At 69.7% G+C, this 22,577-nt stretch carries 20 protein-coding genes; 9 read left to right on the top strand and 11 right to left on the bottom strand.

Features of this window, described 5'->3' with window-relative positions:
* Positions 1 to 24: 24 nt before the first annotated feature.
* On the bottom strand, positions 25 to 1,806 hold the full coding sequence (locus NVU01S_RS22115) for a DEAD/DEAH box helicase (RefSeq protein WP_043665798.1): 1,782 nt from the start codon (positions 1,804 to 1,806) through the stop codon (positions 25 to 27).
* 62 nt (positions 1,807 to 1,868) lie between these two features.
* Between NVU01S_RS22115 and NVU01S_RS22110 the strand changes: the two genes are divergently transcribed.
* Entirely contained in the window at positions 1,869 to 2,717 is an 849-nt protein-coding gene (locus tag NVU01S_RS22110; RefSeq protein ID WP_082031887.1) for a carbon-nitrogen hydrolase family protein, read from the top strand.
* A 116-nt stretch (positions 2,718 to 2,833) separates the two neighbouring features.
* Positions 2,834 to 3,469, top strand: a complete 636-nt coding sequence (locus tag NVU01S_RS22105) for a phosphoribosyltransferase (RefSeq protein WP_043665797.1) — start codon at positions 2,834 to 2,836, stop codon at positions 3,467 to 3,469.
* A 128-nt stretch (positions 3,470 to 3,597) separates the two neighbouring features.
* On the opposite strand, the gene NVU01S_RS22100 is transcribed toward NVU01S_RS22105, so the two are convergent.
* From NVU01S_RS22100 to NVU01S_RS22085, 4 genes are read right to left on the bottom strand one after another with little or no spacing between them, the layout of a single operon-like run.
* Entirely contained in the window at positions 3,598 to 4,374 is a 777-nt protein-coding gene (locus NVU01S_RS22100) for an ESX secretion-associated protein EspG (protein ID WP_043665794.1), read from the bottom strand.
* Positions 4,371 to 5,693 carry a PPE domain-containing protein gene (locus tag NVU01S_RS22095; RefSeq protein WP_156161450.1) on the bottom strand — a complete coding sequence of 441 codons (1,323 nt, stop codon included), beginning with the start codon at positions 5,691 to 5,693 and terminating at the stop codon, positions 4,371 to 4,373. The genes NVU01S_RS22100 and NVU01S_RS22095 overlap by 4 nt, the downstream gene beginning before the upstream one ends.
* On the bottom strand, positions 5,686 to 6,123 hold the full coding sequence (locus NVU01S_RS22090; protein WP_043665790.1) for a hypothetical protein: 438 nt from the start codon (positions 6,121 to 6,123) through the stop codon (positions 5,686 to 5,688). Before NVU01S_RS22090 ends, NVU01S_RS22095 begins: the two co-directional genes overlap by 8 nt.
* 39 nt (positions 6,124 to 6,162) lie before the next feature.
* On the bottom strand, positions 6,163 to 6,888 hold the full coding sequence (locus NVU01S_RS22085) for an alpha/beta hydrolase (protein ID WP_043666209.1): 726 nt from the start codon (positions 6,886 to 6,888) through the stop codon (positions 6,163 to 6,165).
* Positions 6,889 to 7,003: 115 nt separating this feature from the next.
* Here NVU01S_RS22085 and NVU01S_RS22080 point away from each other — a divergent pair, with 115 nt between their 5' ends.
* Positions 7,004 to 7,933, top strand: coding sequence for an SMP-30/gluconolactonase/LRE family protein (locus NVU01S_RS22080; RefSeq protein ID WP_043665787.1), 930 nt, complete (start codon positions 7,004 to 7,006; stop codon positions 7,931 to 7,933).
* A 64-nt stretch (positions 7,934 to 7,997) separates the two neighbouring features.
* Here the strand turns inward: NVU01S_RS22080 and NVU01S_RS22075 are convergent, their stop codons facing one another.
* Positions 7,998 to 8,966 (bottom strand): helix-turn-helix transcriptional regulator, encoded by a 969-nt coding sequence (locus tag NVU01S_RS22075; protein WP_043665785.1) that lies wholly within the window; start codon positions 8,964 to 8,966, stop codon positions 7,998 to 8,000.
* 63 nt (positions 8,967 to 9,029) lie between these two features.
* On the opposite strand from NVU01S_RS22075, the gene NVU01S_RS22070 reads away from it, so the two are divergent.
* Positions 9,030 to 10,172 (top strand): epoxide hydrolase family protein, encoded by a 1,143-nt coding sequence (locus tag NVU01S_RS22070; RefSeq protein WP_043665782.1) that lies wholly within the window; start codon positions 9,030 to 9,032, stop codon positions 10,170 to 10,172.
* Positions 10,173 to 10,182: 10 nt separating this feature from the next.
* On the opposite strand, the gene NVU01S_RS43500 is transcribed toward NVU01S_RS22070, so the two are convergent.
* The gene (locus tag NVU01S_RS43500) at positions 10,183 to 11,073 is read right to left on the bottom strand and encodes a hypothetical protein (protein WP_043665780.1); all 891 of its coding nucleotides are present in this window, start codon (positions 11,071 to 11,073) and stop codon (positions 10,183 to 10,185) included.
* Between the two features lie 241 nt (positions 11,074 to 11,314).
* Between NVU01S_RS43500 and NVU01S_RS22060 the strand changes: the two genes are divergently transcribed.
* Positions 11,315 to 12,487 carry an acyl-CoA dehydrogenase family protein gene (locus NVU01S_RS22060; protein WP_043665777.1) on the top strand — a complete coding sequence of 391 codons (1,173 nt, stop codon included), beginning with the start codon at positions 11,315 to 11,317 and terminating at the stop codon, positions 12,485 to 12,487.
* A 9-nt stretch (positions 12,488 to 12,496) separates the two neighbouring features.
* A complete protein-coding gene (locus NVU01S_RS22055) occupies positions 12,497 to 13,621 on the top strand; it encodes an acyl-CoA dehydrogenase family protein (RefSeq protein WP_043665775.1) in 1,125 nt (374 codons plus the stop codon).
* 45 nt (positions 13,622 to 13,666) lie between these two features.
* Here the strand turns inward: NVU01S_RS22055 and NVU01S_RS22050 are convergent, their stop codons facing one another.
* A complete protein-coding gene (locus NVU01S_RS22050; RefSeq protein ID WP_052280275.1) occupies positions 13,667 to 14,191 on the bottom strand; it encodes a hypothetical protein in 525 nt (174 codons plus the stop codon).
* A gap of 290 nt (positions 14,192 to 14,481) precedes the next feature.
* On the opposite strand from NVU01S_RS22050, the gene NVU01S_RS44950 reads away from it, so the two are divergent.
* The gene (locus tag NVU01S_RS44950; RefSeq protein ID WP_244467136.1) at positions 14,482 to 14,802 is read left to right on the top strand and encodes a hypothetical protein; all 321 of its coding nucleotides are present in this window, start codon (positions 14,482 to 14,484) and stop codon (positions 14,800 to 14,802) included.
* A 118-nt stretch (positions 14,803 to 14,920) separates the two neighbouring features.
* Complete coding sequence (locus NVU01S_RS22040) at positions 14,921 to 15,754, top strand: GNAT family N-acetyltransferase (protein WP_052280274.1); 834 nt, start codon at positions 14,921 to 14,923, stop codon at positions 15,752 to 15,754.
* 7 nt (positions 15,755 to 15,761) lie between these two features.
* On the opposite strand, the gene NVU01S_RS22035 is transcribed toward NVU01S_RS22040, so the two are convergent.
* Genes NVU01S_RS22035 through NVU01S_RS45260 form a run of 3 tightly spaced genes read right to left on the bottom strand, consistent with a single transcriptional unit; the run spans position 15,762 to position 21,316 of the window.
* Positions 15,762 to 17,492, bottom strand: coding sequence for a serine/threonine-protein kinase (locus NVU01S_RS22035; protein WP_043665771.1), 1,731 nt, complete (start codon positions 17,490 to 17,492; stop codon positions 15,762 to 15,764).
* Between the two features lie 58 nt (positions 17,493 to 17,550).
* Complete coding sequence (locus NVU01S_RS22030) at positions 17,551 to 19,374, bottom strand: serine/threonine-protein kinase (protein ID WP_043665769.1); 1,824 nt, start codon at positions 19,372 to 19,374, stop codon at positions 17,551 to 17,553.
* Positions 19,358 to 21,316 carry a serine/threonine-protein kinase gene (locus tag NVU01S_RS45260; protein ID WP_052280273.1) on the bottom strand — a complete coding sequence of 653 codons (1,959 nt, stop codon included), beginning with the start codon at positions 21,314 to 21,316 and terminating at the stop codon, positions 19,358 to 19,360. The genes NVU01S_RS22030 and NVU01S_RS45260 overlap by 17 nt, the downstream gene beginning before the upstream one ends.
* Positions 21,317 to 21,446: 130 nt before the next feature.
* On the opposite strand from NVU01S_RS45260, the gene NVU01S_RS22020 reads away from it, so the two are divergent.
* On the top strand, positions 21,447 to 22,217 hold the full coding sequence (locus NVU01S_RS22020) for a deoxyribonuclease IV (RefSeq protein WP_043665767.1): 771 nt from the start codon (positions 21,447 to 21,449) through the stop codon (positions 22,215 to 22,217).
* The last annotated feature ends 360 nt before the right edge of the window (positions 22,218 to 22,577 follow it).

Raw genomic sequence — 22,577 nt, 5'->3', positions numbered from 1 at the left:
TGACCTCGGCTTACCCTCCCCGGTTCAGGAGCGTGGCTTACGCCGCTCCGGGCGCTTGCCGTTGCCGCCTTCCCGGCGCGGCCCCCGGGCGAACGAGCGCTGTCCCGGCGGGCCCTGATCGGGCGTGAGCTGAATGAGCACGCCGCTGATCCTGGTGCGCCGCAACGCTTCCAGCGTTTCCGGCGGCAGGTTCGCGGGTAGCTCGACCAGGCTGTGGTCCGGGCGGATGCTGATGTGCCCGAAGTCGCTGCGCCGCAGCCCACCCTCGTTGGCGATGGCGCCGACGATCGCGCCGGGCACCACGCGGTGCCGCTTGCCGACGCTGATCCGATAGGTCGCGAGTTCGGCACCGGTCTGCCGCTGATGCGTGCCGAAACCGGAACGGTCGTCGTCCCCTTCGAACCGGCGCGGGCGTTCCCGGCGCTCGCGCACCGGCTCCGGCGGTTCGGGCTGCATCAGGAAGTTGTCGCCGTCGCGGGAGAGCACGGCCAGCGCCGCCGCGATATCGACCAGCGGAATATCGTGCTCGCGCTCGTAATCCTCGATGAGCCTGCGGAACAGCGCGAGGTTCGCCGAGGTCAGGCTCTCGGTGATGTCGTCGCCGAACTTGGCGACGCGCTGGGCGTTGACGTCGTCGACGCTGGGCAGCTGCATCTCTTCGAGCGGATGGCGGGTGGCCCGCTCGATCGACTTGAGCAGGTGCCGCTCGCGCGGGGCGACGAACAGCAAGGCCTCGCCGCTGCGTCCGGCCCGGCCGGTGCGGCCGATGCGGTGCACGTAGGACTCGGTGTCGTGCGGGATGTCGTAGTTGACCACGTGCGAGATGCGGTCCACGTCGAGGCCGCGCGCGGCGACGTCGGTGGCGACGAGGATGTCCAGCGTGCCCGACTTCAGATGACCGATGGTGCGTTCGCGCTGGTTCTGCGCGATGTCACCGTTGATCGCGGCCGCGGAAAAGCCCCGGGCGCGCAGCTTTTCGGCGAGCTCCTCGGTGGCCTGCTTGGTGCGCACGAAGATGATCATCGCCTCGAACGACTCGACCTCGAGGATCCGGGTGAGCGCGTCCAGCTTGCGCTGATGCGAGACCTGCACCCAGCGCTGGGTGATGTTGGTGGCGGTCGAGGTCTTCGACTTGACGGTGATCTCGACCGGATCGTTGAGGTACTGCTTGGAGATCTTGCGGATCGCCGCGGGCATGGTGGCGGAGAACAGCGCGACCTGCTTGCCCGCGGGCGTGTCCTTGAGGATGCGTTCGACGTCCTCCTGGAAGCCCATCTTCAGCATCTCGTCGGCCTCGTCGAGCACCAGGTACTTCAGCTGCGACAGGTCGAGCGTGCCCTTCTCCAGGTGATCGATCACCCGGCCCGGCGTGCCGACCACCACGTGCGCGCCACGGCGCAGGCCGGACAGCTGGACCCCGTAGGCCTGGCCGCCGTAGATCGGCAGCACGTGCAGCCCGGGGATATGCGTGGCGTAGCGGCCGAACGCCTCGGCCACCTGGATCGCGAGCTCCCGGGTCGGCGCCAGCACCAGCGACTGCGGAAGTTTGCCGGAAGTGTCCAGACCCATCAGGATCGGGATCGCGAACGCCGCGGTCTTACCGGTGCCGGTCTGCGCCAGGCCGACCACATCGGCGCCCGACAGCAGCGGCGGAATCGTCGCAGCCTGAATCGGCGACGGCGACTCGTAGCCCACATCGGCGATGGCCGCGAGGATGCGGTCATCGATGCCGAGATCGGCGAAAGTCGGGCCGTCGTTGTCCCTGTCGTTGTCGCCAGGAACGCTGTCGACCTGATTGGTACTCATTGACCAGGAGTTTACTGCCTGGTGCTGGTCTGCTCGGCCACCGGCCCAATACGGTGAGACGTATGCAACTGGACAGCGCCGATACGAATCAAGCGACACGGCCGAACCTGCTGGACGTTGCGGTCGTCCAGTTCGCCCCCGGCACCGACCCGGCGGCCAACCTCTCGGCGCTGCGCGAGCACGTGCGCACCGCCCGCGATCGGGGTGCGCGGGTGGTCGTCGCGCCGGAATACTCGATGTTTGCCGTCAGCCGCCTCGATGAGCGCGTCATCGCCGTCGCCGAACCCCTGACCGGCCCGTTCGTCACCGGACTCGGTGCCATCGCCCGCGAATTCGAGGTGCATCTGGTCGCCGGAACGGTGGAGCAGGTGGCGCCCGGCGGGGACCGGATCCGCAACACACTCGTCGTTCTCGGACCCGATGGAACGCTCGTCACGCAGTACCGGAAGGTGCATCTCTACGACGCCTTCGGCTTCCTCGAATCGGAGGTGGTGGAGCCCGGCGCGATCACCGCGCCGGCCACCTTCACTGTGGCGGATGTGACATTCGGCATGCAGACCTGTTTCGATCTGCGTTTCCCGGAAGGCATCCGCCGGGTGGCCACCGCGGGCGCACAGGTCCTGCTGCTGCCCGCGCAATGGATCCCGGGCCCCGCCAAGGTGGACCAGTGGACGACGCTGCTGCGCGCCCGCGCCATCGAGAACACCGTCTACGTGGCCGCCGCCGACCAGGCCGCCCCGCGCGGCGCGGGCGCCTCGATGATCATCGACCCCACCGGCGCGGTACTCACCGAACTCGGCGAGGAGACCGGCGTGCGCACCGCGAGCATCGACCTTGCGCGCCTCGCCGAAATCCGCAAGACCAACCCCAGCCTCGACCTGCGCCGCTTCACCATCGCCGATCCCAGCTGAGCGGAGCGCGTCTTCCCTGAGCGATGCGCTGCGGGCGGTCGGTTCGGAGGCAGCGGGTCGCGGGGATTCGGTGAACGGTGGTGGTCGGGGGCGGGGTGGGCGTAGCGTTTTGGTGGATGATCTACGCGGATCGGACATCGGCCGGTCGTGCGCTCGGTACTCGTCTGGAGCAGCTGCGCGCGGCCGACCCGCTGCTGCTCGGTCTGCCCCGCGGCGGGGTTCCGGTGGCCGCCGCGGTCCGCGATGTCATCGGCGGCGATCTCGATATCCTGCTGGTCCGCAAGCTCGGGGTGCCGTGGCAGCCGGAACTGGCGATGGGCGCGATCGGCGAGGACGGCGTGCGGGTGCTCAACGGAGACGTGCTGGCGCACCTCGAGATATCGCCGCAGGAGTTCGCCGAGATCGAAGACCTCGAACGCGCGGAACTGATCCGCCGCCGCACCGTCTGGCGCGGTGACGCGAAACCGCTTCCCCTGGAAGGGCGCTGCGTGATCATCGTCGACGACGGCATGGCCACCGGCGCGACCGTGGTCGTCGCCTGCCGCGTCGCGCGCCTGCATCGCCCGGCCCAACTCGTCGTCGCCGTACCGGTCTCCTCCGCCGAGGCGCTACGCCGGGTGGCCGCCGAAGCCGACCAGGTCTTCTGCCCCCTGGTCCCGCACACCCTGGGCGGCGTAGGCACCGCCTACGACGACTTCCACCAACTGGACGACACAGAAGTCACCGCCCTACTGGCCCACCCAGACATGTGACCGCACCACAGCACCCGCACGCCCCGCGCACTTTTTCGCGCGCCGCGCGCGTGTCGTTCGGCTGACACGCGCGCGGGGTGACGAAAGGTGCGCGGCGGGCACCGAAACGTGCGGGGCGTCGGCCGGGTTTACCAGCGTTGGGCGTAGGTGGCGGTGCGGGCTGCCGCTTCGACCATGGGGCGTAGTTGGGCGATGAAGGCGTGGGCGGTTACCGGGACGATGTCCACGTCGGTGCCGGTGCGGACGGAGTAGCGGCCGTCGTCGCGGACGTCGATCCAGCAGAGCACGCCGAAGGGGCGCAGTTCGCCGTCCTCGTGGCGGGCGGACACCACGATCTGGCCGATGCCGTCGCGGGGTTGCCGCAGCAGGCGCCGGATGCGGGTGGGCACCGACGGCCCGGCGACCGGCACGGTGACCAGGTCTCGGCTGTCCTCGCCGACCCGGGCCAGCGGCGCGGTCAGCCGGGGCGTGCCGCCGGGGGCGTTTTCCGGCAGCATCGAAACGACCCGGGCGGTAAGGCTTTTCACGGTGCCGACGAACAGCCGTAGCTCACCGCCGTGGTCCGGGTTCGGCCCGGGCCGCTGCGCGGCGACCACCGCGACGTTGCCCGCCGCCGCGCCGAGTACCCGCACCGGCCGGTGCTCGGGTGCGTCCGGATCGGCTGCGGCACTGTCGCGTTCGCCGAACACTTCGATCCGCAGCTCCGGCGCGCCGAGCACCCGCAGCGCGGCTTCGAGGTCGGCGTCGAGCGTCTGATCGCACCAGCGGTTCAGCTCGGGTAGCTGCGCCGCGCGCTCGGCGGTGTCGCGCGCGGACAGCCGGACGGCCAGCGGGTAGGGCATCCGATCGCCGTCGGTGCGCGCCCAGGCCAGCGCGAACTGGTCCGGGGTCAGCGTCCAGTTCACTCCAGTTCGGTCCACTCCCCGAGCACGGGCGGTGTGGTCGGATCGATCGAGCCGATCAGTTCACCGCCCTCGTCGGAGGGTTCGAGATAGGTGGGCATGTCGTCGAAGTGGAAGTCGTCCTCGTATTCGTCTTCGTCGTCGAACCGCGCGGCGCGGGCCGTGGACGCGGCGTTCGCGGCCACGCTGGCACCTGGCCGCGGGGTGTCGCCCATGGCGAGCGCGCCGCCCATCAGCCCGCCCATCGCGCCCGCACCCAAACCGGTGACGGCGTCGCTGCTGCTGTCCTTGCGGCGTTCCTCGCGCTTGCGTTGATCGTCTGCGGGGGTCGCTGCGGCGCTGCCCGGCACGGACGGAACGGAGACCGGCTGCGCCGATGCCGTCACCGTGGTCGCCGCGCTCGGCGCGACGACCGGCGTGACCGGCACGCGGGTCGCGGCCGGTGCGGTCGACAGCGGGGCATCGACCCCGGCGGGGACGGTGCCGCCCCGGGTCGGCGCGGCAGCCGGTGCGTCCGGGTTCGCCGGTGCGGCGGCGGCACCCGCCGTGGTGGTCGTTTCGCGCTCCTCGACCGGGTCGGTGACGGTCTCCGGTGCCGCCGACGCGGGGGCCACCGTCGCTACCCCGGTGCTGAGGCGCGCCTCGGCCGGGTCGGCCGGAACCTGCTGCACCGCCGGGGTATCCACGCTGACGCCGGCCCCGGTCAACTTGCTCGACGGCCAGCTGCCCGGTGCGTCCGCCGCGCCGTTGGACTGCTGGTCGAGGAAGGCGGGTACGTCGTTGCCGGTGGGGATCAGCACTCCGGCGTAGATGTCGTTCATCGCGCGCACGGTGTCCTGGCGGCTGTGCTCGGCCGCCTTCTGGTCGGCGGCGTTGGTGGTGGCCTGCGTCGGATCCAGCAGCGCGGCACCGAGATCGGGTGCGCTCGCGGTGGGGGCGACGACGGCCTTGCGTAACGCCTCGGCCGCGTCGCCGGCCTGGCCCAGCCGCTGCGAGACGACCGCGAGTACGTCGGCCAGGTCCTGGCCGGTCTGCTCGAACGCGTACACCGCGTCGGCCGCGTTCTGTGCGCCGCTGCCGCGCCAGCCGTCGGCGATGGCCGCGCGAATCTCGGTGTGCGCCTGGGCGACCGCGTCGGCCAATCCGGCGGCGGCCTGGCCCCACGACTGCTGCCCGCCGGTGAGCACCGCGGGTTTGAGCAGCGCGACCTTGTCGTGGATCTCGCGATGGGTCATCGCGTCGAACATCTCGACGGTCGGCGCGTACGCGGGATCGGTGCGCCGCACGGCGGGATGATCCGGGGTGCGTGGCAATTTACGCATGGGCTGCTCCCGCGTCGATCCGGTCGACGGCCACCGCGAGCGCGTGGTCGGCGCCCTGGTACTTGGTCGCGGCCGCCCGGAAGGTCAGCGCGAGTTCTCTGGCGGCCTCGGCGTATTCCCACATCCGGGTGAGCGCCCCGTGCGCCTTGTTCTCGAAGCCGCCGCGCAACGCGTCACCGGAGGCGAAGCCGCCGAACCCCGGCAACGACGACGCCGCGCCGAGCACCCGCATCTGATCTTCGATCTCGTTGGCGAGTTGCTCGTAGCGGCGGGCGCAGCGTTCGTGCACCCCCTCGGCGACGAGCACGCCGTCGATCCACAGTTCCCCCTCGTCGACCGCGCGATGCAGTGCGGCGGCGGTGACGCCCGGCGCGGTGTATCCCGACAGTTCCGGGCGTGCGACGCCGTTGGCGTTCTCGTTCGATGGCACCTCGCGTCCCCCTTCCTCATCTCATGAAGCGTGCTCGGTTCACGGGCGTCGCGCCAACCCCGCGACAACACCCCGCATCCAGTCCGCGATGTCGGCAGCGACCCGCGCGTGCACCGGTTCGTGCAGGAGATCGTGCCCAGCGTCGGCGTACGCCCGTAAATCTACCGACTCGTGGCGTCCAGTCCATACCCTTACGGCATCAATCGGCGCCCGCCGATCCTCCTCGCCGTGCACCGCGAGGATCGGAAGTGTGCGCGGCAGTGGGGTTCCCGGCGCGCCGGGGCGGCCGCCGCCGAGTGCGCGTTTCGGGGTGCCGGACAGCACCAGACCGGCCAGCGCGTCCAACGGCACGGCGGGTCGCAGCGGCAAGTCGCGCTCGAGTGCGGTCCGGCCCGCCGGCTCGCCGGCCGCGTCCGGCACCGCCGCGCCGAGCAGGCCGAGCGCGGTCACCGCGCCGAGCGAATGTCCCAGTAGCAGCAGTGGCGCGGCCGGTGCCGTCGCACGGACGAGATCGCACAGCCGCACCGCGTCCGCGACCAGTTCCGTCAAGGTGCCCGGCGCGTGCGGATCGCCCTCGCTGAGCCCGTGCCCGGCGGTGTCGAGCGCCCACAGGTCGATCTCGGCGGCGGTCAGGGTGCGGGCGAAGCGGTGGTAATGACCGCTGTGCTGGCCCATGCCGGGTAGTAACAGCACCGTGGCGACGCTCCGATCGACCGGCCAGCGCCGATAGTGCAGCCGCCCACGCGCGCCGTCGAAATATGGCATATCCAGATCTTGCCAAAGATCGTGCTGCTCAGCGGAGTTCATGGGGTATCGGCGGAGGGCGGGCTAGACTGCCTGCCGATTGTCGTGTCGGTGCGGACAGAACCCGAGGTGCTCGTTGCGAAAACTACGTCGTTCAGGTGCGCTGTCGTGGCCCGCGGTGCTGGTCGCGCTGGCCTGTGGCATGCCGGTCGCGGCCGCCGAACCCGATGCCACGGCGACCCCGATCGCCGCGTGCGCGTCCGCGGCCGCCGTGACCGCGGTGCCCGCCGGGCTGCCGATGCTCGATTGGTCGGAGAACGTCGGGTACGACACGGCGGGCAACCTGTGGGTGTCCCGGCCGTACCGCAATGTGGTGCAGCGTTATGACCACACCGGCGCGTTGACCGCGACCGTCCCGGTGGAATTCCCGGGCGCCGTGCGCAGCGGACCCGACGGACTGCTCTACGTCGTCTACGGCGACAGCCCGACCAGCCTGGTCCGGCCCGGCGGTCTCGTCCGCTTCGATCCCACGGCCGCCGCGCCGAAGCCGGAGGTGTTCGTCTCGGGTCTGACCACGATGCCGAACGGCGCGGCCTTCGACGCCGACGGCTATCTGTATGTAGGTGCGTCGATGTCCGGCGTGATCCGCATCCGCCCGGACGGCAGCATCGACACCGCGTGGACCGAGCAGGCGCCCAAGACAAGTGCCAACGGCGTCGTCGTGCACGACCGCACGCTGTACGTGACGTCGAACGGCGGGCCGCTGGGCCGGATTCAGCGGGTTCCGATCGACGCCCCCGGCGAGGCGGCCGTGGTGGCCGACCTGTCCTCGCCGCTGCCCGCCATCCCGGATTTCGTGGACGATCTCCTGATCGATCGGGATGGCAACCTGCTGGTGACCACCCTCGGTGGCCAGTTGGTCCGGGTCGTGCCCAGCACCGGCGCCACCTGCGCCGTGCTCAGCGGCGAACCCCTCACCTCGGTGACCGCCATCCCCGGCGCGCCGGACGAACTGATCGCGGGCACCGAGCGCGGCGCGGTGCTGCGCATCCAGCTGCCGGGCTGATCCACGCCGGACGGCCAACCCTCGACCTGTGCGAAGTGTTTGTGTGCGAGCAGGATTCGCAGGGTCAGTCGGGTGCGCCGACCGCGCGGTGAATACGCCGCGCGGCGGCGTGCAGTGCACGGATCAGCTCGGGTGACTCGTGCACCTCGAAGTCGACGTCGAGTCCGATCAGGCGGTGCGCCAACCATTCCGGGGCATCGTCGCGCACGCCGTCGAGGCGGCAGCTGTGCTCGTCCAGGGCGATCAGTGCACCGGGGTCGTCGCCGAGCCGCCCCGCGATCCGGTGCAGCGGCGCGCGAATTGTCACCGACAATCGATAAGTCGGTGTGCCCCAATCGGTTCGGCGGCCTGCGACGTAGGCGGCGGGATCGGCGGCGGGCAGCTCACGCGGGACGCAGCGGGCCGCGGTGGGCAGCGGATGCTCGATGCGGTCCACCCGGTAGACCCGCCAGTCGTCCCGGTCGAGGTCGTAGCCGACGAGGTACCAGCGGTGCCGGGCCGGCGCCAACCCGGCCGGCTCGGCATGCCTGCGGGTCTCCCGGCCCGCGGCATCGCGATAGGTGAAACGCACGCGCTCCCGGTTGGTCACGGCGGCCGCCAACGCGGTCAGCACCTCGGGATCGACGGCCGGGCCGGAGTCGGCCGGTGCGGCCAGCGCCGTGCCGAGCACTCGGACGCGACGACGTAGCTTCGCGGGCAACACCTGCTCCAACTTGGTCAGCGCGCGCACCGAAGCCTCCTCGATGCCCGCGACCGCGTAACCGGCCGCCGCCCGCAGGCCCACCGCGATGGCGACCGCTTCATCGTCTTCGATCAGCAAGGGCGGCAAAGCCGATCCCGCGACCAGGCGGTAGCCACCGGACGCGCCCATCGTCGCCTCGACCGGATAGCCGAGTTCACGGAGCCGGTCGATATCGCGGCGCACCGTGCGATCGGTGACGCCCAAGCGTTCGGCGAGTTCGCTGCCCGGCCAGTCGCGCGGGGTTTGCAGCAGTGACAGCAAACGCAACAGCCGGGCGGGGGTGTCGTTCATGAATTCCAGAATTCCAGATAACTAGGACATGAATGGTCCTAGATAGCTCTTACTGTTGCCCCCATGACCGAAAACACCGCCATCCGCCCGTTCCGCATCGAGATCCCGCAGGCCGAACTCGACGACCTGTGCGACCGGCTGAGCCGGGCCCGCTGGTCGGCCCAGCTGCCCGGCGCGGGCTGGCAGCGCGGCGTGCCCGTCGCGTACCTGCGGGAGCTCGCCGAATACTGGCGTACCGAATTCGACTGGCGCGCACAGGAAGCGGCGCTGAACGAATTCCCGCAGTTCGTCACCGAGATCGATGGTCTCGACGTGCATTTCGTGCATGTGCGCTCGCCCGAGCCGGACGCGGTGCCGCTGATCCTGACGCACGGCTGGCCGAATTCGTTCGTCGAGTTCAGCAAGACCATCGATCTGCTCGCCGATCCGCGCAAGCACGGCCTCGATCCGGCGCAGGCGTTCCACGTCGTGGTCCCGTCGGTGCCGGGCTTCGCCTTCTCGGATGCACCGGTGGAACTCGGCATGACGCCACAGCGGGTAGCCGAGATGTGGCTCGTGCTGATGGACCGGCTCGGCTATCACCGGTTCGGCGCACAGGGCGGTGATCTCGGCGCGTATGTCGCGCCCGAACTGGCCATCGCGGCGCCGGACCGGGTGATCGGCGTGCACCTCGACGGCGGCATCGGCATCCCGACCGTGGCCGACGTGCCGACCATGACGCCCGACGAACGTGCCGAGTGGGAGCAGATGCAGCAGTGGATGACCGGGGTGAATCACCACGAGCTGCTGCACGCGGCGCCGCAGACCTTCGCGCACGCGTGGACCGATTCTCCGGTCGGTCTACTGTCCTGGCTGATGCACAAGTTCACTGAGTTCACTCCGCTCGCCGACCTCGCGGAGGACGTCATGGAGCGCGATCACCTGCTGACCAACGTCAGTATCTACTGGTTCACCAACACCGCGGCCACGTCGTCCTGGCCCATGTACAACGGCCTCGGCGAGGACGGATTCGCTTGGCCCAAGGGGCAGAAGGCGGTGCCGACCGGCGTGTACGGCGGCGGGTCGGCGTTGATGCGGCGACTTGCCGAGCGGGACAACGACATCGCGCACTGGCCGACCGGCAACACCGGCAATCACTTTGTGGCGATGGAACTTCCGGAGATGCACACGGCCGACATCCGCGCCTTCTTCGCGAAGCTGCGGTAGGCCGGGTGGATCAGTTGCCCGTGGCCGGCTTGCTGAACTCCCCGTGCACCGAGGTGCCCGCGGGCGGGGCCGGGGTGGTCGGCGCGACGGGTGCGGGGGCCGGGGCCGGGGCGGGCGCGGGTTCCGGCGCCGGCGCGGCGGGCAGCGGCGCGGGTGCGGGCTGCTGCGCGGTGGTCGGTGCGGGCTCGGGCGCCGGGCCCATCACGGTGCCGTTCGGGCCGGGGGCGACCACGCCGGGTGCGTTCGTGTCGGCCGGGTTGGCCGGATGGCTCGCCGGCTGATCCGGCACCATGAACGTGCCCACGGTCGGCGTCATCACGCAGTGCGCGCCCGGGTAGTCGATGATGCCCCACATCGAGGCGATGACGGTGCCGGGGCCGCTGCGCACGGTCTTGGACAGCGAGGGCAGCCCGTACTCGGTCAGGTCGTCGAGGGGATCGATGCCGCTGGCGCCGTTGTTGATGTTCACCCAGGCCACGACGAGCCCGGAGGCCAGCGGGATGCCCGAATGCGCGGGGGTGGCGCTGAAGCGCAGCGTGCCGGGCGCGACATTGAGGTCCTGGCTGTTGCCGACGCCGTCGGTGCTCGCGGCCGCGATGATCGTGGTGATCGGGCCGAGGCTGCCGCAACCGAAAGTCGGTGCGGCATAGGCGAACGGGGTGAACGCGCTGGTGATGTGGCGCAGTGCGGCCACGTCGACGAGCTTGGTGTACTGGGTGAGCGCGCCGACCCCGGCCTGCACGGCCGGATCGGGACCCGCGGTCTCGGTGAGGTGGGTGAGTCCGGCGTCGAGTGGCGTCGGTTCGGGTTCGGCGGCGGCCGGGCCGCCGAGGGTGAGCGCGGCGCCGATGCCGAGAGTGGTCACGGCCGCGGCGGCGCGTGTGATGGTCCTGCCGTTCACTCGTACTCCTCGATACCCAAGGCTCAGGGGTCCCCAACCCACGTGCAGCAACGTACCAGTTCGTCGGAAATATCGCCCGGGTAGCACCGCTGTTCACCTGCTCGTGCGGCGTCCGGCGTAACGGGTTGGCGGCAAAGCCGGAGGTGGCCGCGCGTGTCCCGGCGCTGTGATCCACTCGACAGTCGAGTATTACCGAGGGGTAGTTTGGACTCGGACGTACGAGACACAGACGGAGCTGCGTATGAAAATAAGCCTGTCCCCAGACGAGGTCGCCTTCCGCGACGAACTGCGAAACTTCTACCGCACCGAGATCCCCGCCGAAATCCGCGAACGGTTCAAGTACGGGCGCGAGCTGTCCCGCGACGACATCGTCCGCTCGCACAAGATCCTCAACGAGCACGGTCTCGCGGTGCCGAACTGGCCGGTCGAATGGGGTGGCAAGGACTGGACCCCGATGCAGCGGCATATCTGGCAGGACGAGATGCAGCTCGCCTCGGTGCCGGACCCGCTGACCTTCAACGCGCAGATGGTCGGCCCGGTGATCGCGCACTTCGGTTCGCAGGAGCTCAAGCAGCGCTTCCTGCCCGCCACCGCGGCCCTGGACATCTGGTGGTGCCAAGGCTTCTCCGAACCCGACGCGGGCTCCGACCTGGCCTCGCTGCGCACCACCGCGGTGCGCGACGGCGACTCCTACATCGTGAACGGCCAGAAGATCTGGACCACGCTCGCGCAGTACGCGGACTGGATCTTCTGCCTGGTGCGCACCGACCCGAACGCCCCGAAGAAGCAGGCGGGCATCTCGTTCCTGCTCTTCGACGTGAAGTCGCCCGGGGTCACGATCCGCCCGATCAAGCTGATCGACGGCGGCTACGAGGTGAACGAGGTGTTCTTCGAGAACGTCCGGGTGCCGGCCGATCAGCTGGTCGGCGAGGAGAACATGGGCTGGACCTACGCCAAGTTCCTGCTCGGCAACGAGCGCACCGGCATCACCGGGGTCGGCCGCACCAAGGTGAAGATCGGCGTCGCGAAAGAATATGCGGCGCAGACCAAGTCGGGCGGCGGCACGCTGCTGGAAGATCCGCTGTTCGCGGCCCGGGTCGCCGAACTGGAGAACGAACTGCTCGCCCTGGAGCTCACCCAGCTGCGCGTGGTCTCGAATTCGTCGGAGGGCAAGCCGAATCCGGCCTCGTCGGTGCTGAAACTGCGTGGCTCGGAGTTGCAGCAGGCCGCCACCGAACTGCTGCTCGACATCGCGGGCCCGGACGCGCTGCCGGTCGACGCGGACGAGATCGCTTCGCCCGGTTGGGCGCAGCGCAGCGGCCCCGGCTACCTGAACTACCGCAAGACAACCATCTACGGAGGCTCCAGCGAGGTGCAGCGCACCATCATCGCCTCCACGATCCTCGGATTGTGAGGCGCCGCCATGGATTTCGATCTCACCGATGAACAGGGCATGCTGCGGGACACGGTCCGCGACCTGCTCGCCCGCAACTACGATCCGGAGACCAGGCTCAAGGTCACCGACACCGAGCTCGGCTGGAGTCGCGAGGTATGGCGTCAGCTGGCCGAACTCGGCGTGCTCGGACTGAGTTTCAGCGAGGAGGACGGCGGCGTCGGGGCCGGCCCGGTGGAGACCATGGTGGTGCTCGAGGAGGTGGGCCGCAGGCTCGCACCGGAGCCGATCCTGGACGCCGTGCTGGTGCCGGGCGGCTTGATCACCTTGGCGGGCAGCGCCGAACAGCGGCAGCGGGTACTGCCGGAGGTCGCGGCGGGCAACAAGCTGCTCGCCTTCGCCCATGCCGAGCCCGGCGTCCGCTGGCCCGCCACCGAGCTCACCACCTCCGCTGCGGCACAGGGGGATTCGTACACGCTCACCGGTATCAAGAATCCGGTCGCGCACGGTGACAGCGCGGACGAATTCGTGGTCAGCGCGCTGCTGCCCGGCGGCGAGACCGGGTTGTTCCTGGTCGACGCCGGTGCGTCCGGGGTGACCCGCAAGTCCTACCGCACGGTGGACGGCCAGCGGGCCGCGCAGCTCGAGTTCGCCGAGACGCCCGCCGAACTGCTCGGCACGGGTGACGCGGCCGCGGCGATCCGCACCGTGACCGTGCAGGCGCAGGCGAGCCTGTGCGCGGAATCGGTGGGCGCGATGGCAGAGGCTTTACGGCTCACCACCGATTACCTCAAGCAGCGCAAGCAGTTCGGGGTCACGCTGTCGAAGTTCCAGACGCTCACCCAGCGCGCGGCGAACATGTACGTCTCGCTGGAGCTGGCCCGCAGCATCAGCCTCTACGCCACCGCCGCGCTCGCCGACGGGCAGAGCGATCCGCACGTGGCGTCGCGGGCGCGGCTGCAGGTGAGCCGCTCGGCGCGGCACATCGGTCAGGAAGCGATCCAGATGCACGGTGGCATCGGCGTCACCGCCGAATACCCGGTGGGCCACTACGTCGCCCGGCTGACCGCGATCGAACGCACGCTCGGCGGCGCGCTGGAGCACCTGCGGGTGCTGAGCGACAAGGTCGGCGAGTACTCCCAGCCCGAGCTGTGAACCCGTGCGGTGGTGCGTGATCCACGCACCACCGCACGGCGTGGCTCACTCGCCGTCGGGCAGGCCGGTCGATTCGTCGTGCGAATGCTCGGACGACGGGTTGCCGGTCGGGCGCGGCCGGGTGGTCGTCGGCTCCGGCTCTTCCGTCGTCGTGGTCGGCCGGGGGCTGGTCGTGGTGGCCGGCCTGGTCGGGCGGGTGGTGGGGGTTTCGGACGGTTCCTCGGCCGAGCTGGTGCTCGACGCGCCTTCGCGGGCGGGGTGGCTCGGATCCTCCGGGGTGGGTTCGCCGGTGGTCGTGGTGGCGAATCCGGTGAACGGCGTCGCGTGCGGGGCCTGATACGGCGCGATCTGCCAGGTCGGCGAGGGCGGGATCGAGATCTTCGGCGCGGTCACGCTCGGGCCTTCGTGCTGCGCGGCGGCCGCGACCACGTTGGGATCCGACTGCAACGGCGGCGGCGCGACGTAGGTGTCCTGCTTGCCGACTCCGCAGGCGCCGATGAGGACGAGTCCGAGAGAAACCGCTCCTACGGCAATCGCCGGACCTGCGATCTTGGTCCTGCTGCGCTCCATCGGTGACACTCCTGATGCGGTTCGAGTGGGCATCACCTTACTCGAGCGGGAACGGCCCGGCCAGGCGAAGTGGTCGCTGACGATGCGCCGGCGGGGCGCGTGTAAACGGTCCTCATTCAGATATCGAAATGGTCACTTCGGCGTGTCGTGGGCACGTGTCGCTGTCCTGTGGCCCGCTGTGGTCGTAGCGTGTGAGCAAAGTTACGCGTGAGACGCCTGTACCCAGATGAGAGAAGCGTTGTGTTGATGAACGCGGCATTGGTTCTCTGATCGGCGTCATCGAGGAGTAGATGATGGGAGCTTACTCGACAACGTCGCAGCGGGAGTCGTCCGCAGCCGCCAAGGATGCGGTGTCGGCTACTCCGCAGCATCTCGTGTCGGACAAGCCAGCGCGCTCGCTGTCCACGATTGTTTCGCGGGCGGTCGCCTGGTTCATCTTCGTCGGCGGACTCGTCGGGGCAGTCCTCGGCATCGCCGGCCTACACGTCGAAATCACCGTCGCCGGATTGATTCTCGCGTGCACCGCAGGGCTGGTCCTGCTCAAACTCCGTGCCGGTGGCGGCGACTCCGAACCGGTGGTCGCGGAACCGGTTGCCGCCGAAGACGACTGACATCCGTGCCGACGCGGCCGCGCCGCCGGGCGACCGGACGGCCGGTCGCCGAGCGGTAACCTGCTGGTCACCGAAAAATACGGGCACCCAACGCTTTAGGCGCCTACCGTGGTGAGCTATGCGGATCGAGATCACCACGGACGCGGCCGAGTTCCGCGCGCGCACCGAATCGTTCCTGCTCCGTGATCCGCTGCGGCACACCGTGGTCACGTCGAGCGTCGCCGGCCATATCGCCGGTCTCGCGTCCGGCACGCGCACACCGAGATTTCTTTCCTTACACGCCGACGACGGCGCCGTGGCCGGGGTGGCCATGCGCGTCCAGGACCGCGACGTCTATCTGGGCGAACTGCCGCACAAGGGCGCGGGCGAGGTGGCCGACGCGCTGGCCGAGGTCGAGCCGGAAGCCGCAGGCGTGGAAGGACTCGTCGGCGACGCGACCGAGTTCGCCGAGCGCTGGAGCGCCCGCTTCGACGTCGGCTTCCACGAGTCCTATCGTGCCCGGCTCTATCGGCTCGGGGTGTTGCGTGTGCCCGACGTGCCGGGGGCGCTGCGCCGGGCCACCGAATCCGACACCGAGTTGTGCCTGGAATGGTCCGAGGCGATGTACGCCGACGGTGGGATGACCTGGCTGCCTACCGAATCCGACACCATCCGCCGTCGCGTCGGGGCGGGACAGCTCTGGTTCTGGGAGCACGACGGACAACCGGTAAGCCTTGCCGCCCACCAGATTCCGGTGTACAAGTGGTCGCGGATCGGCCTGGTCTACACGCCGTCCGCGCTACGCGGTCGCGGCTACGCGAGCGCCGTCACTGCGGGCCTCGCGCAAGACCTGCGCGCGGACGGACTCGACGTATGCCTGTTCGCCGACGTCGCCAACCGCACCGCGGGCAAGATCTACCAGGCGATCGGCTTCCATCCCACCCACGAATTCGTGCATCACAGCTTCGACTGAAGCAGGCTCAGGTCAACGGCGCGCGGGTCCACCAGTCCATGAACTCGGCGTCGGTGGCGAGGAAACCGGCGCAGTACATCAGCATCGAGGCGCGCTGCGGATCCGCGGTGAAATCCGTGACCATGCGCGGGCGGCGGCTGCTGCTGTGCGGCAACGTGTAATTGGTGAACTCGCGACCGTGATTGACGCCCGTGCTGCGCTCGTTCGCGGGCAAACCGTCGAGCACGGCGCGCGCCTCGGCCGGCGAGGCATACAGAAAGAAGGAGAAGATGGCTTTGTTCGGCCCGCCGAAGCAGCGCCACTTCACCAACCAGTTGCCCAGCGGCGGATCTTCGTCGTCCGCGGGCTCCGCGGTGGGATCCGAGGCGAAGCAGCCCGCCTTGTTGTAGCCGGTGCCGGAATGCACCAGTTGCGTGGCGGTGGTCTTGGGGAGCATGCCGGGGAAGGCGTCGCTGAGCGTGGCGGCGTATGCGCCGATCGCTGCTCTGTCGGCAGTGGTGGGCGGGGCGGTGCTCGGCCGGGCCGGGGGCGCAGCTGGTTCGGGCGTCGACGGGCTGCTCACCGGGGAGACCGTGGTGGGGGCCGCGGTGCTGGATGATCCGTTGTCGCGCAGCGCAACCACGGTGATCGTGGCGATCAAGCCGAGCGCCAAGAGCAGGCCCAGGCCCATCCCGAGCGAACGCGAGCGACGGTGCGGGATTGCGGCGTGGTTGCCCCTCGGCTGATGGGGCTGTGCGTGAGGCGGCTGCGGGTGCGCCTGCGCTTGCTGCTGCGGCTGGTGCTGTGGATGTGGCTGCGGCTGGTGCTGGGGATGTGGCTGCGGCTGGTGCTGTGGGTGCGGCTGTTGGTGCTGCGCCGGGGCCTGCGGTTGCGGATGCGGATGCGAGAACGGTTGTGGCTGTGGGCGGTTCGGTGCGGCCTGGAGCAATGCGTGCCGAGCGGCCGTGGCGAATTCGGTGCACGAGCCGAACCGATCCTCGGCGCGCTTGGCCATCGCCTGCGCCAGCACCGCGTCCAACGCTGGTGGCAGACCGGGGCGGAACCGGCTGACCGGCGGCGGTGGCGCCTGCAAGTGCCCCTGGATCACCGCGACCGGATTGGTGGCATCGAACGGCACGGTGCCGGTCAGCAGCCGAAACAGCGTGCAGGCCAGTGAATACTGGTCCGAGCGATGATCGAGCAGCGCGCCGGACAGCTGCTCCGGCGATGCGTAAGCCAGTGTGGCGGTGAAGGTTCCGGTCTGGGTGAGCCGCCCGGTGTCGTCGCGGAACCGCGCGATGCCGAAATCGGTGAGGAATACCCGGTCCGGTGCGCCGCCGGTGCCCTCCAGCAAGATGTTGGCGGGCTTCACATCTCGGTGCAGCACCCCGCGGCTGTGCGCGAAGTCGAGCGCCTTCGCCGTCTCGGCGATGATCTGCACCGCGCGTTCCGGCGCCAACATGGCGGCGTCCACGGCGGCGGCGTCGGTGCCGTCGATGTACTGCATCGAGATCCACAGCTGCTCGTCCTCGACGCCGCGATCGAAGACGGTCACGATATTGGGGTGGTCCAGCCGGGCGACCAGATCCGCCTCCCGCTCGAAACGAGTACGGATCTCCTTGTCGTGGAACACCTCCGGGTTCAACAGCTTCATCGCGATCAAACGCGGCAGGCGGGGATGGCGGGCCAGGTACACCGATCCCATGCCGCCCCGGCCGAGCAGGCGTTCGATGGTGTACCCGGCGAAGGTTTCTAGCATCGCGTAGCGATCCGATCAGGGTGGTCGGGCGACGGGTAGGCCCGATGCGCAGCATGGTTCAGTTCAGCGGTGCCGAGCGCCACCAGCGCAAGACCTCGTCGATGCTTCCCGAGCCGTCGGTGAACATCAGATACTGCGCGCGATCAGGGTCGCCGGTGAAGGCCGTGACGATCTTGGGGCCGCTCTCGTCGAATTTGTAATTGGTGTAGGACTGTCCACCGTTGGAGTCCATCGCCTTGGTGTTCGAGGGCAGCTTCGAGATCACCGCCTGCGCGTCGGCCGCGGACTTGTAGACATAGATCCGGTAGAGCGGATCGGAGTTGGTGCCGCCGCCGTAGCAACGCCACTGCCAGGCCCACGCGCCGAAGTCCGGATCGCCCGCGCCCGGCGACGGGGTGTAGCTGGTGTCGGTCTCCCAGCATTTCGCGCCGTTGTAGCCGACCTCTTCGGTCTTGGACGCGGGCACCATGCGCGGGAACTCGGCGCTGATCGACTCCGCCGTCGCGTCGACGACGGTGCCGGGCTTCGTCGCACTGGTCGTCGTGGTGCCCGCGGTCGAACCGTCGTCGGTGACCGCGCCGATAATGCCGAGGACCACCAGGATCAGCACCACCACGCCCACACTGATACCGATGATCAGACCGGCGTTGGACTTCTTGCCCGGTGGGCCCGCGGGCGGGCGCGCGGCGATCCCCATCGGCGGTCCGGGCGGCGGGGCGAAGTTGTATCCCGGCTGCGGGCCCTGATGCGGCGGACCCTGATACGGCGTGGTCGGTTGCGGATTGGGCCCCGTGCCCTGATATGGCGCGGTGGGTTGCGGATTGGGCCCGGTGCCCTGTGGCCGGTCCGCCAGCGTGTGCGGCGGCGGTGTGGGGAAGGCCTGGCCCGCAAGATGATTCGGGCCGCTGGTCGGCGGGGCGGACGCGTGCTGGTAGGGCCGGCCGGTCACCGGGATCGGCGGCGCGGTCGTCGGGCGCGGGCCGGTCACCGGGATCGGCGGGGCGGTGTACGGGCGCGGTCCGCCGGCCAGCGGCATGGACGGCGCGCTGGGCGCGTCGAGTGCCTGTTTGGCGGCGGCGGCGAAATCGGCGCAGGTGGGGAACCGGTCGTCCGGGCGCTTCGCCATCGCCTTGGCCAGCACGCTGTCCAGGGCATACGGCAGCCCCTGCCGATGGGTGCTCAAAGCGGGTGCGGTGCCTTGCAGATGCCCCTGGATGACGGCCGCCGGATTGGTCGCGGCGAACGGGCCCGACCCGGTGAACAGCCAGAACAGCGAGCACGCCAGCGAATACTGATCGGAGCGGTGATCCAGCGACGCCCCGGTGAGCTGTTCGGGCGAGGCATAGGCCAGCGTGGCGGTGAAGGTGCCGGTCTGGGTCAGGTGGCCGGTGTCGTCACGGAACCGGGCGATGCCGAAATCGGTGAGATAGACGCGTTCGCCGCGGCCGCCGCCGGAGCGGGCCAGCAGGATGTTCGCGGGTTTCACATCGCGGTGCAGGACGCCGATGCCGTGCGCGTAATCCAGCGCGTCGGCGGTTTCCTTGATGATCTGCACGGCGCGCTGCGGCGGCAGGGCCTGCGGTTGCACCGACGCGGCGTCGATACCGTCGATGAACTGCATCGAGATCCACAGCTGCTCGTCCTCGAGGCCGCGGTCGTACACCGTGACGATGTTCGGGTGATCGAGCTGGGCGACCAGATCCGCCTCCCGTTCGAACCGCGCCCGCACCTCCTTGTCGAAGAACATCTCCCGGTTCAGCAACTTCAACGCGGTCATCCGCGGTAGCCGAGGGTGTTTCGCCAGGTAGACCGAACCCATGCCACCGCGACCCAGTTGCCGATCGATGACATAGCCGGCGAAGACGTCACCGCTGGCCAGCATGTCTGCTCCACTTCCCGCCGCGCGCCGGGACCCACCGGCGAACAGGCGTACAGCATAAGTACGCGCGATCAGGCACGGGCCGGACCACGGAAAACATCGAAACCATAGCAGTTGTCGCAGGACCGTCGGCTGTGCGGCGAAAGCCGGTCGGCACCAGCGATATTCGATAGCTGATCGCTATCGGCGGTGGCCGTGACTCCGGTGGCGGAGCCTGGGTGCGGCCCGCCGAACCGGGCCGCCGCGGCAAGTCGGGCAGCTCGATCGTCCCGCGCCGCATCGGCCGTCGCGGCGCCGGAAACGGCTGCGGGGGAACCGATCTCGGTATCCGCGGCGCGCGCGCCGCCGATCCGCCGTTCCCGGATGGCCCACCCGGCGGCTGCTCGCTCGGTGTGCGATCGGATCGTTCCCCGGAAGTCTCCGCAGGCGGGGTCGTCGCCGGAGGGCTGGGCGGTGGGCTCTGCGGCGGTGACTGTGGGTTTTGCGGGGCGGATCGCGGTGGCAGTGCGGGTTGCGGCGGTGACTGTGGGTTTTGCGGGGCGGATCGCGGTGGCAGTGCGGGTTGCGGCGGTGACTGTGGGTTTTGCGGGACGGATCGCGGTGGCGGTGCGGGTTGCAGCGGTGACTGTGGGTTTTGCGGTGCGGGGTGCGGCGGCGGCGGCGGAGGCGGTGTGGGTTGCGGTTGCGGGGCGGGTTGTGACGGCGCGCCTTGAGACGGCGGCGCGTGTGGCGGTTGCGGTGGCGTCGGTCGACTGTGCCATGTGGCATGCGGCTGGTTCGGCACGGCGGGGGCGCTTCGCGGCGGCACGGGAGGCGGCACGGCGTGGGCGTGTGGCGAAGGCATCGCTGTCGCGTCCGGCCGACCCGGGGACGAGACACCGGAGTGCGGCAGGGAGCGTGGGCTTCGATCCGGAGCGTGCGGCGGGACGGTCGCGGGCGTCGTCGTCCCGTTCGAGGGGACGTCGGCGGTCCGGTCCGAGTGCATCGGCTGCCGGCTGGGCGCGGTGTGCTGCGGTGGGTGTGAGGGCGTCGACCACGCTGCGGCGTGCGAGGGCAGCGGGCGCGTCGCGGCGGGCGGGGGTGCGTTGTGCGGGTAGGGCGGTGGGTGCGGTGCGGCGGCGAGGGCGTGCCCGGCCGCGGCGGCGAACTCGGCGCAGCTGGGGTAGCGGGCGGCGGGGCTTTTGGCGAGGGCGCGGGCGAGAACCCGGTCGAGGGCGGGCGGCAGGCCGGGGCGAATGCGACTCAGCATGGGCACCGGGGCGTGCAGGTGGCTGTGCACGACCGCCGCCGGGTTGGTGCCGGGATAGGGCGGCGCGCCGGTGAGCATCCAGAACAGCGTGCACGCGAGCGAATACTGATCGGCGCGGTCGTCGAGCGGCCGGCCCATCAGCTGTTCCGGCGCACCGAACGCCAGCGTCGCGGTGATCGAACCCGACGAGCCCAGCGTCGTGTCGCTGCCGCGCACGCTCGCGATTCCGAAATCGGTGAGCAGCACCCGTTCGTGCTGTCCGATCGGCGCCTTGGTCAGCAGGATGTTGGCCGGTTTCACGTCGCGGTGCAGCACCCGATTCGCGTGCGCGAAATCCAGGGCGTTCGCGGTGGCGCCGACGATCTGCACGGCGCGTTCCGGCTCGAGCACGTTCACGTCGGCGCAGGAGGCGTCCGCGCCCGGCACGTATTGCATGGAGATCCACAGCTGCTGGTCCTGCGCCCCGCGGTCGAAGACCGTGACGATGTTCGGATGATCGAGTCCGGCCGCGAGATCGGCTTCGCGCTCGAACCGCCGCCGGATCTCCAGCTCGGTGTACAGCTCGCGTTTCAACAGTTTGAGGGCGGTCAGCCGAGGTAGCCGCGGATGCTGTGCCAGGTAGACGGTGCCCATACCGCCTTGGCCGAGGACGCGTCTGATGACATAGCCGGCGAAGACTTCGCCAGTCTGCAACACGGGTGTGCACCCCCTGGTCGGGTCGAGCGCGCGGATACTACCGATGTATCTCGCGGGGGCTCTGTGATGCAACAGACCGGGTCTGCGCATCCTCGGATTGCTGTCGGGGGTGGTCGTTAAGCTGGCCCCTATGCGCATTGGAGCACACGTCCGGCTCGACAGCGACCCGATCGGCTTCGGTGAGAAACTCGGCGCCGATGTCATCCAGCTGTTCGTCGTCGATCCGCAGAGCTGGGATAAGCCCACACCCCATCCACGCACCGAAGAGATCCTGGCCAGCCCGATCGACGTGGTGGTGCACTCGTCCTATCAGATCAATGTGGCGAGCCTGAACAACCGGCTGCGCATGCCGTCGCGCAACGCCGTCGCCCAGCAGGCCAAAGCCGCCGCCGAGCTCGGTGCCCTCGGTCTCGTCGTGCACGGTGGGCATGTGCGCTCCGACGCCGAACTCGACACCGGTATCGACAACTGGCGCAAGCTGTTCGAACGCCAGCAGGACAAAGGCGGCTTCGCCGTGCCGATCCTGATCGAGAACACCGCGGGCGGCAATCACGCCATGGCCCGGCATTTCGATTCGATCGCCCGATTGTGGGACGCCGTAGGCGATTACGGCGCCGGGTTCTGCCTGGACACCTGTCACGCCTGGGCCGGGGGCGAAGACCTCGTCGGCATCGTCGAACGGATCAAGGCGATCACCGGCCGCATCGACCTGGTGCACCTCAACTCCTCCCGCGACGAATTCAATTCCGGCGCCGACCGGCACGCCAACTTCGCCGACGGCACCATCGACCCGCAACTCCTCGCCGAAGTCTGCAAAACGGCGGACGCCCCGGTCATCCTGGAAACCCCGGGCGACGGCGTAGCCGAAGATTTGGCCTACCTGCGCGAACACGTGGGGTAGTTCCAGCTTCCCGCTGCTCGCGACTCGCGGCTCCGGTGAGTGTGCCCGACACGCGGGGCGCGCTGAAACTTGCGCCTCAACAGGTTTCGTGGCAAGCGCCGTCGTGGTGCCCGAGTCCGCCGCCGAGAAGTGGTGCGTCGGATGTGCCCCTTGCGCTCCATGAGTTCCGCGTCGCGCGGGTGCCCGGCTCGCGCACTCGCTCCGATCTCTCGCACCGGTTTTGGGTTCTCGCACTCGCTGTGGAGTGGCGTAGGGGGTGCGGGGGTGTGGAAGAGGTGCGGGAGTCGGGGGCGGGTGTGTTGCTCTTGGGCGTGGGGTGGCGTGGCGTGGGGAGGCGAGTGCTCGCGTGGCTTCGGTTGT

It is taken from the genome of Nocardia vulneris (assembly GCF_001613425.1).
Lineage (GTDB): Bacteria > Actinomycetota > Actinomycetes > Mycobacteriales > Mycobacteriaceae > Nocardia > Nocardia vulneris.
The sequence above is the reverse complement of the archived record's forward strand: the minus strand, read 5'-3'. Positions and strand labels throughout refer to the sequence as shown.

Excerpts from the sequence above, each read along its gene's own strand:
- NVU01S_RS22055 (WP_043665775.1), top strand. The coding sequence starts at position 12,497 with ATGGATTTCGATCTCACCGATGAACAGGGCATGCTGCGGGACACGGTC.
- NVU01S_RS22020 (WP_043665767.1), top strand. The coding sequence starts at position 21,447 with ATGCGCATTGGAGCACACGTCCGGCTCGACAGCGACCCGATCGGCTTC.
- NVU01S_RS22070 (WP_043665782.1), top strand. The coding sequence starts at position 9,030 with ATGACCGAAAACACCGCCATCCGCCCGTTCCGCATCGAGATCCCGCAG.
- NVU01S_RS22110 (WP_082031887.1), top strand. The coding sequence starts at position 1,869 with ATGCAACTGGACAGCGCCGATACGAATCAAGCGACACGGCCGAACCTG.
- NVU01S_RS22060 (WP_043665777.1), top strand. The coding sequence starts at position 11,315 with ATGAAAATAAGCCTGTCCCCAGACGAGGTCGCCTTCCGCGACGAACTG.
- NVU01S_RS22105 (WP_043665797.1), top strand. The coding sequence starts at position 2,834 with ATGATCTACGCGGATCGGACATCGGCCGGTCGTGCGCTCGGTACTCGT.
- NVU01S_RS44950 (WP_244467136.1), top strand. The coding sequence starts at position 14,482 with ATGATGGGAGCTTACTCGACAACGTCGCAGCGGGAGTCGTCCGCAGCC.
- NVU01S_RS22050 (WP_052280275.1), bottom strand. The coding sequence starts at position 14,191 with ATGGAGCGCAGCAGGACCAAGATCGCAGGTCCGGCGATTGCCGTAGGA.
- NVU01S_RS22035 (WP_043665771.1), bottom strand. The coding sequence starts at position 17,492 with ATGCTAGAAACCTTCGCCGGGTACACCATCGAACGCCTGCTCGGCCGG.
- NVU01S_RS22075 (WP_043665785.1), bottom strand. The coding sequence starts at position 8,966 with ATGAACGACACCCCCGCCCGGCTGTTGCGTTTGCTGTCACTGCTGCAA.
- NVU01S_RS22095 (WP_156161450.1), bottom strand. The coding sequence starts at position 5,693 with ATGCGTAAATTGCCACGCACCCCGGATCATCCCGCCGTGCGGCGCACC.
- NVU01S_RS22085 (WP_043666209.1), bottom strand. The coding sequence starts at position 6,888 with ATGCCATATTTCGACGGCGCGCGTGGGCGGCTGCACTATCGGCGCTGG.
- NVU01S_RS22030 (WP_043665769.1), bottom strand. The coding sequence starts at position 19,374 with ATGCTGGCCAGCGGTGACGTCTTCGCCGGCTATGTCATCGATCGGCAA.
- NVU01S_RS22040 (WP_052280274.1), top strand. The coding sequence starts at position 14,921 with ATGCGGATCGAGATCACCACGGACGCGGCCGAGTTCCGCGCGCGCACC.
- NVU01S_RS22115 (WP_043665798.1), bottom strand. The coding sequence starts at position 1,806 with ATGAGTACCAATCAGGTCGACAGCGTTCCTGGCGACAACGACAGGGAC.